Genomic DNA, 8,338 nt, shown 5'->3' on the forward strand with positions numbered 1-8,338 from the left:
GCCCAGTACCGGAGGGTCTGCGGGGTGATGCCGTAGGCACCGATGTTTTCCAGGGCCCCGCGTTGCCAGCGCAGCCGCTGCGACCAGAGGGTCCGCCAGCTGGGCATCAGCTCGGTCACCACGGTGCACTGTGCCGGCGAAATCATGAGCCCGCCCAGCGACTTCAGCGCGATCGTGAGCTCGTTGTCCTCGGTCAGCGCGGCGGTGTCGTACACATCGCCCGGCGCCCCGGGAATGGACACGCCGCGGCTCTCCGCCACGGTCCGCAGGGCCCGTGAGCGGAACATCGATGCGGTCCCGGTCAGCACAAACACGCGGCCGCGGCGCCGCCCGATTTCCCGGCTGTAGCGCAGGTATTCGTTGCGCTGGAACTGGCCGATCAGTCCGTGGCCTTCCTCGCCGTAGAACAGGCCGCCCACCGACATCAGGGCCCGGTCGTTGGTGAAGCGGTCCACCGCGGCGGCGAGGAAACCGTCGTCGAGCCGGGTATCAGCGTCCATGACCATCACGACGTCGTTGTCGCCCAGATCGGGGAGCAACTCCTTGAGGACCTGGTTGAGCGCGCCGGCCTTCTTCTGCGTGTTGCCGACGGATTCGATGACCTCGACGCCGGCCTCCCGGGCGAGGGACACCGTGGCGTCCCTGCAGTTGTCGGCGACGACGATGACGCGGTCGGGGCGGCGCGACTGCGCGAGGAGGGACGCGACCGTCAGGGGCAGCGATACTTCCTCGTTGTGGGCCGGGATCAGCACGGTGACGCGGATGGGGCCGGCATATTCACCCCGGGTCGCTGCCATCACCACGCGCGGCGCGAGCGGGCCGGTGAGCGGGTTCGCGGAACGCCGGGAGCGGTTGGCGATGCGCCGGTCCACGGTGGCGACGCCAGCGGCCAGGAGCAGTGCCATGGCGATGGCGGCCAGGATGATGCGGGGCGCGGGCGCATCCGTGTTGTAGAGGATGCTCCAGAAACCGAAGAAGAGGCCGTGGGCGGGGGACTCGCTGAGCGCGGGGCCGCCGGCGGCGACGGAGAACCACAAAAGCGCGGCCGCACCGCCTGCGGTCAGGGCGATAAAAATGCCGACTGCGCGGTTAAATCTCCCTTTTCGCATGCGCAATGATATCAACGCCCCCACAGGTCCCACCAGTCCCAGCGGCACCGCGACGGTGCGTGACGGGACCTGCGGCCTCCTGCGGCGCCCGCCCTGCACCGCGCCGCACAAAAAATGAGCATGCCCGTTCCCCGGGCCGGGCAGTGGACATTTACGCATTGTGTCCACCGCTCCGGCCAGGGGAGGGGCATGCTCATTCCTGGCAGGCTAGGCGCTTAGCCCCGCAGGCACTTCTGGTACTTCACCCAGGCGATCGTGTACTTGATCCACCCGGCGAAGTCGTACCACTTGGTCGGCGGGACAGGCGCTGCGCACTTCGGCGGAACCGGGGTGCTGACGGCGACGTTCACGGCGGCCTTCACCACGGTGCCGGATTCGACGGCGGTGAGCACCAGGGTGCCCGTTCCGGCGGCGGCACCGGCAGGCACCTTGACGTTCACCGTGGCGGCGCCGGCGGTGACCGGGATGCTGCCCAGCGCGGTGACCGTCCCGGCGGCGTCCGTGAATTCGGCCCGCAGCGAGGCGTTGGCCGGGCTGCCCAGCGAGGTGAGGTCCAGCTTGGAGACCGCCAGGGTGATGGCGTCCCCGCCCTTGACCTCGGCTGCGGTGGTGTTCACCACGGCCACGGAGCGGCGGGCGAAGTCCGGCGAGACGGGGTTGTGCGCCTGCAGGTACTTGATCCACGCGTCCCGGTCCACSAGCCCKGARTCCTTGGTSCCGGTGCCKKMCTTGAAGATGCGGAAGTTGTCGCCGCCGGTGGCCAGGAAGTTGAACGTSCCGATCCGGTAGGACTTCGCCGGATTAATCAGSGCACCGTTGATGCGGATTGCGGTGATCCGGTCGCCCGCGGCACGGGCGGCGTCGTAGGTGTAGTTGATGTTCTTGGACAGGCCCAGCTGCTGGTAGGCGCGGCTGGGGACCGTGCCGTCCGGGTTGGTCTGCCACTGCTGCTCGAGCAGCGTCTTGAACTGGGCGCCGGTCAGCGACGTGGTCCAGAGGTTGTTCACGAACGGCAGGACCGCGTTGGCCTCGGCGTAGGTGATGGTGCCGTCGGGTGCGTAGTAGAGCTCGTTGCGCAGCCCGCCGGGGTTGACGACGCCGATCTCGGCGCCGCCGAGTTCCGGCGCCTTGAGGGTGTCCACCAGCGAGTCGGCCACCAGGTTGCCCAGGGTGGACTCGCTGGAGCGGTCGTCGCGGACGGCCGGTGAGCCGCCGAACGCCGTCGTGATGTCCGCGGTGACCTTGCCGATCGGCTGGTTGCCGATCGCGGCTGCGTCGGCGACGGCCTTGTCCACGATGGCCTTCACTGCGGCCACCCGGGGGTACGCGGCAACCAGGTCGGCCGCCGGGTCTGTGCTGCGCTTGACGTTGGCCGCCTTGTAACCGGTGACCGCCATGGTCTTGGTGTCGACGGTGAGCTGGATCTGGCCGATGAACTCGCCGTAGTTGCCGGTCTGGACGATCGGACGGGTCTTGCCCGTCGGCTGTCCGGCGGCATCCAGGACGGGTGCGTCCCACGCGTACTGCTTGTGGGTGTGGCCGTTGAAGATCGCGGCGACATCCGGGGTGACCTTCTGGACCATCTTGGCAAAGGGGCCGCCGGCGGCGACTTCCTGCTCCAGGGTGGCGCCTTCGGGGGCGCCGGAACCGGCGCCGTCGTGGTTCTCGACGATGATCACGTCGGCGAGCTTGCCGGCCTTGATCTTGGCGGCGACACGGTTGATGGCGTCCACAGCGTCACCGAATTCAAGGTCAGCGATCCCGGACGGGGTGACCAGGGAGGGCACTTCCTGGGTCACGGTGCCGATCACGGCCACCTTGATCCCGTTCATGTCCAGCACGGTGTATTCCGGCAGGGCCGGCTCGGTGGTGCCCTTTTTGTAGACGTTGGCGCCGAGGTAGGGGAACTTGGCGTTGCTGCCGCCGGCGACCACCCGGTCACGCAGGTCSGCCCAGCCGCCGTCGAACTCGTGGTTGCCCACGGCCGAGGTGCGCAGCTCCAGCGCGTTCAGCACGTCGATGGTCGGCTGGTCCTTGGCGACGGCCGACGCGAACAGGGACGCGCCGATGTTGTCGCCCGCGGAGAGGAACGCGGTGGCGCCGGGGGCCGCGGCTGCCCGGAGCTTTTCGATCGTTCCGGCGAACTGCACGGTGTTTGAGTCGATGCGGCCGTGGAAGTCGTTGATGCCCAGGAAGTTCAGCTCGACGCTCGCCGGGGTGAGAAGAAGGTTCAGGCCCACCACCACGGGATCGTGGTCGCTGGCACGGAACTGGTCCGGTGCGTAGTAGTTGGTGACGTTGTTGTTGTAGCGGCTGTATTCCAGTGCCACAGATTCAACCGAGTTGATGTTCCAGATATCCGCGCCGGTGACCACGGCGTTGGCGGCCGGCGAGGCGAGGATGTGGTCCAGTGACCCCACGAGCCCGCCGAAGAGGTACGAGTGCTTGGCGTTCCCGTCGGCGGTCTTGGCCTTTTCGTCCTGGTTGACGTACCCCGCGGCCGTGAGGACGTTGATGGGGTCTTCCTTGGCGTAGGAGTTGAAGTCGCCGATCAGGAACACTTTGTCGGTGCCCTTGGATTTCTGGAGTTCGTCGGAGAAGGCCAGCAGGGACTTGGCCTGGGCGGTGCGGGCGAGGTTCGAGGCGCCCTGGCCCTTGTCCGTGTCGTCCGGAGTCGCGGCCGAACCCTTGGACTTGAAGTGGTTGGCGATCGCGATGAACTTCTTGTCATCGCCCGCGCCGACCGGCTTGAAGACCTGGGCCAGCGGCTTGCGGGCACTGGCGAATGCGATGGTGTCGTTGTGGATGATGGATTCGCCCACCGGCTCGGCGGCGGCTTTTTTGTAGATGAAAGCAGTGCGGATCATGTCCTCGTCAGCCAGCGGGGGAGCGTTGGCCGGAGTACGGACGTAGTCCCAGATGCCGGGGGTGGCGATGTTGAGCGCGTCCACCAGCTTGGCCAGGGCATCGTCCCGGTTCTTGCCGAACTGGGCCGAGTTCTCCACCTCCATGAGGGTGACGACGTCGGCGCCGGACTTGGCGATGGCCGCCACGATCTTGTCCTGCTGGCGCTTGAAGTTCTCAGCGTTGGCCGCGCCACGGACGTCGCAGCCGCCCTTGACGGTGATCGGGTTCCCGGCACGGTCCGTGTAGAAGGTGCAGCCGGGGATCTGGTCGCCGGTGGTCGGGAAGTAGTTCAGGACGTTAAACGAGGCCAGCTTGAGGTTGCCCCCGACGGCGGCCGGAGCGTCCGCACGGGTCGCGCCGAAGCCGGCCGGCTGGACGGTGTCCGTGTTCTCGGCAGTCAGCTGGGTCAGCGGCTGGAACTTCCAGGAGTTGTTCGCGTAGCTGAGCACCACGTTGGTCTTGAAGGTCACCGGCGCGCCCACCCGGACGTGATCCGCCGTGGTCAGATACGGCAGCGTCTGGGCCTTGGTGGCGGCGTCCTTGAGGAAATTGGTGCTGGCGCCGTCGTCGAGCTTGATGCCGCGTGCGGCGTTGGCCGCAACCGTGGCGGTGTAGTCCGCCGAACCGTAGGGGGCGACGGCGGTGGGCTGCTCCAGCGCGGTGGTGCCGCCGGCCAGTCCGATTTCGCCGTACTGGTTCAGGGAGAAGTTGTCCGCGACCGTGACGGGGCCCTGCGGCGTCAGCAGCATGCCCTCCAGGGATTCGCGGAAAGCCTCGTCGGCAGGGAGGCTAAAGCCCGTGGGCTTGACCTCCGGGGCGGCATCAGTCAGTTTCGTGACCCCGGCCGCGGCGGCGACATTGAGTTGGGTCATGCCGTAGTACTCGGCGACGTCACCGGTGACTTCCACGTAGTCGCCGATCTGGACCGACGCGACGGCAGAGGGGGCGTAGACGAAGATCGCGTCCGACGACGTGTGGTTGGCCGGCGTCAGGTCGCCGCCGGTGCCCGGGGTCTGGAGGTAGAAGCCTGCGAAGCCGCCGGTCGGGAAGGCCGCGGTCACCTTGCCGCGAGTGGTCACGGCCGTTCCGGCGAGCGGGCTGGCCGTGCCGGTGCCTTGGATTTCGGCGATGGTCTTGGCGGCCGGGGGTGTGCCGGGGCCCGGATCTACCGGTCCGGGATCGGCGACGCCGTTGGCGGCCTTGGGGGTGATGGTGGCGTTGAGCGTGAAGTCGGCGGCGTTGGTGTTGCTGTCCGTGCCGCCGTTGCGGTTCATGCTCTTGACGTCCGTATTGCCCGACGGCGGTGTTGCGGCCCGGGTTTCGAATGTGTTGGAGGTCCCGTAGCCGAGGAGGTCGGCAACGTTCGCGGGCTCGACAACCGAGCCGGTGGCAAGCTCACCCAGGGCTGTGGCCTGTTTGGCCAGGACGATTGTCCCGCCCGCGCCCGCGGGGTTGAAGCCGGCGGCGGTGGCGTCGGCGGCGGGCAGGTCCAGCCCGGCGGTGCCGTTGCTTCCGCCCTTGAGCAGGTAGTACCCCTTGGCGGGGATGCTGCCGGCGAGGGCCGCCGTTGTGCTGGGGGCTGCGGCGCCGGTGGCGGAGCGGTACTGGATGGACCAGCCGTCCAGCGTAACCGGGGCATCCGAGGTGTTGTACAACTCGACGAACTTGTTCTTGTAGGCCGCTCCGGCGCTACCGCCGCTCAGGTACGCCTCGCTGATGACCACTGGCGATGTTCCGGCGGCTGCCGGTGAGGCCTCCAGTGCGGCGGCCGGCACGGCCGTCAGCGGCGCTGCGATGAGCCCCGCGGACAGCGCAGTGCCCAGCGCTGTTTTCCAAGGTGTGATTTTCATCCGCTCTAACTCTCATTAGGGTGCCCGGGTAAGGGCTGGGTGCGATGTCCGGGATAAGGCCCGCGGACCGGCCGGTCTGCTCCTGGTCAAGCAGATTCCGGCACAGCAAAACAGAGGTGAATGAACACAAGGTGGATTGCATGCGCATTCGGCGGGACGGCCCCCAGCGGAACGCCTCGCAGCCGTTGCGGAGCCCAACAAGGGGGCCCCAGCGACGGTGTTGGTAGAGCTCTTCTGACTGCCCCAGCCTTCCCCCGGCCCGGGCAGTCAAAAGAATACCGGCCAGTAGCCGCTTGGGAAGCGGATGGCCGGTATTTCTTACAGCAATTTTTCCAAAGGATTTATGAAAGCGCCGGGTCCTAGGCGTTTTCGGTGCGCGAGCCCTCCGGAGCGGTCTCGGCGACGATCTTGAACATTGCCCCCGTGGGATCGCTCAGCGTGGCGAGCCGGCCGAACGGGGTGTCCTCGGGGGCCTGGATTACGGTCGCCCCCAGCGACACGGCCTGGGCCGAGGTCGCATCCGCGTCCTGGACGGCGAAGTACACCTGCCAGTTGGAGGGCACCTCGGCGGGGAGGTAGCCCGAGGCGTCCATGATCCCGGCCTTGGCGGCGTTTCCGGCGCCCAGAGTGGTGTACCGGAACTCCGGGGTGTCGCTCATAACGTCCGTGTCCCAGCCGAACACGTCCTGGTAGAACTTCACCGCTGCGGGGTAATCCTTGGTGTGGAGTTCGTGCCAGGCGGGGGCGCCGGGCTCGGCAGCGAGTTCGAAGCCCTTCATCTCGTGCGGCTCCCAGATCCCGATCGAGGCGCCGGTGGCGTCGGCGAACATCGCCATTTTGCCCTGCTCCGGGACGTCCATGGGCTCCATGTAAACCTGGCCGCCGTGGGCCTTCACGGCATCGGCAGTCGCGGCCGCGTCATCGGCGCGCAGATAGGTGCTCCACATATCCGGGAAGCCGGCCTGCTCCGCCATCTTCTGCATCACTCCGGCGACGGTCTTACCGTTCTTGGAGGCCATGATGTAGCCCCCGTACTTTTCCTCGTCGCCGGCTTCGAAGGTCCAGCCGAAGAGTTCGCCGTAGAACTTCTTCGCCTGCTCGGTGTCCGAGGTCATGAGGTCGATCCAGCACGGTGCGCCGGGGGTGATGTCGGGTTTCGGCATGGTGGGCTCTCCTGCTTCTGGGCGGTCCGGCCGGGTCGCCGGCGGCCGCTCACTGATGGGTGGGTCAGACAAGGACGACCCTATGCCCGGGGTCCGACCGTTTCAACGGGTATGCCGACATGCCCCCTCCAGGGAGCGGCTGGTCGCAGCCGGTCAGCCCTGGTTGAAGCGGACCATGTTGCCGGAGGGATCCCGGAACGCGCAGTCGCGCGGACCCCACGGCTGGACGATGGGCTCCTGCAGGACCTCCGCCCCGGCTGCCCGAACCATCTCGAAGGTGGCGTCCAGGTCGTCGGTACGGAACACGATGATGGGCAGGACGCCTTTGGTGAGCAGCTGCTGGAGCGCGTCGCCGTCGTCCTGGGAACGGCCGGCATGCGGGGGCGAAAGCACGATCTCCAGGTCGGGCTGGCTGGTGCTGCCCAGGGTGACCCAGCGGTGCCCGTCGGAGCCGACGTCGTTGCGTACCTCCAGCCCGAGAACGTCGCGATAGAAGGCGAGCGACTCGTCGAGGTCGTTGACAGTGATGTGTGCGTACTGCAGTGAAATGTTCATAGTTCACACGCTAGGCGCGGGGGAGTGGCGGCGCTTCTTCGATCCTGCTCGGTTTCCGCGGCGGCCGTGTGTGTTGCCGGGCGACGCAGGGCGGCATGGCCTTCGCGGCGCGGTGCTCCAGGTCGCGGTAGGCGCTCGGCGTCATCCCCACCACCTCGGTGAACCGGGAACTGAAAGACCCGAGGGACGTGCACCCGACCTCCATGCACGCCTCGGTCACGGAGGCGCCGTCCCGCAACAGCGCCATGGCACGCTCGATCCGCCGGGTCATGAGGTAGTTGTAGGGTGTCTCGCCATATGCGGCTTTGAACTGCCGGGAAAAATGGGCCGGGGACATCAGCGCCCCGGCCGCCATCGTGGGCACGTCCAGCGGGCGCGCGTAGTGGCGGTCGATCAGGTCCCGCGCCCGGCGCACATGGGCCAGGTTGGCAAGCTCCTGTGGTGTCATGCCGAAATTCTAACCCTCACCTGGTGTGTCCGGACCGGCGAAAAAGTGTCCCATCCGGCTGGCAACTTGGGGGAAAAGCCCGCAAGCTAGACAGGGGTAACCACGGGGAGCAGACCGCGCTCCCTCCGCAAAGGAAGGCCCCGCCATTCCAGGACCAAAACGGCCGCCGAACCCGCTCCTCCGCAAATATCTCAAGTCCGGCCAGCCCGCGGGGGGCCGCGCCAGGTCCGTGGGCGAACTCAAACCGGTAGCGCCGGCCGCCTGGCGGGACGGGATGCCGGTCCTGGGCCACGGCCAGGTCTACGT

Annotated in this window: 5 protein-coding genes; all 5 read right to left on the minus strand. The window is 67.5% G+C overall.

The window, feature by feature from the left end; all coding sequences use genetic code 11:
* Positions 1-1,109: glycosyltransferase family 2 protein (locus AC1DHD_RS11415; RefSeq protein ID WP_476879826.1), on the minus strand; the 1,109-nt coding region annotated here is incomplete at its 3' end.
* Between the two features lie 215 nt (positions 1,110-1,324).
* Positions 1,325-5,866 carry an ExeM/NucH family extracellular endonuclease gene (locus AC1DHD_RS11420; protein ID WP_476879827.1) on the minus strand — a complete coding sequence of 1,514 codons (4,542 nt, stop codon included), beginning with the start codon at positions 5,864-5,866 and terminating at the stop codon, positions 1,325-1,327.
* 359 nt (positions 5,867-6,225) lie between these two features.
* Complete coding sequence (locus tag AC1DHD_RS11425; protein WP_476879828.1) at positions 6,226-7,029, minus strand: VOC family protein; 804 nt, start codon at positions 7,027-7,029, stop codon at positions 6,226-6,228.
* 153 nt (positions 7,030-7,182) lie between these two features.
* Positions 7,183-7,584, minus strand: coding sequence for a VOC family protein (locus AC1DHD_RS11430; protein WP_476879829.1), 402 nt, complete (start codon positions 7,582-7,584; stop codon positions 7,183-7,185).
* A 10-nt stretch (positions 7,585-7,594) separates the two neighbouring features.
* A complete protein-coding gene (locus AC1DHD_RS11435) occupies positions 7,595-8,032 on the minus strand; it encodes a helix-turn-helix transcriptional regulator (protein WP_476879830.1) in 438 nt (145 codons plus the stop codon).
* Between the last annotated feature and the right edge of the window lie 306 nt (positions 8,033-8,338).

The organism is Arthrobacter sp. 05L45_2, from assembly GCF_056397525.1.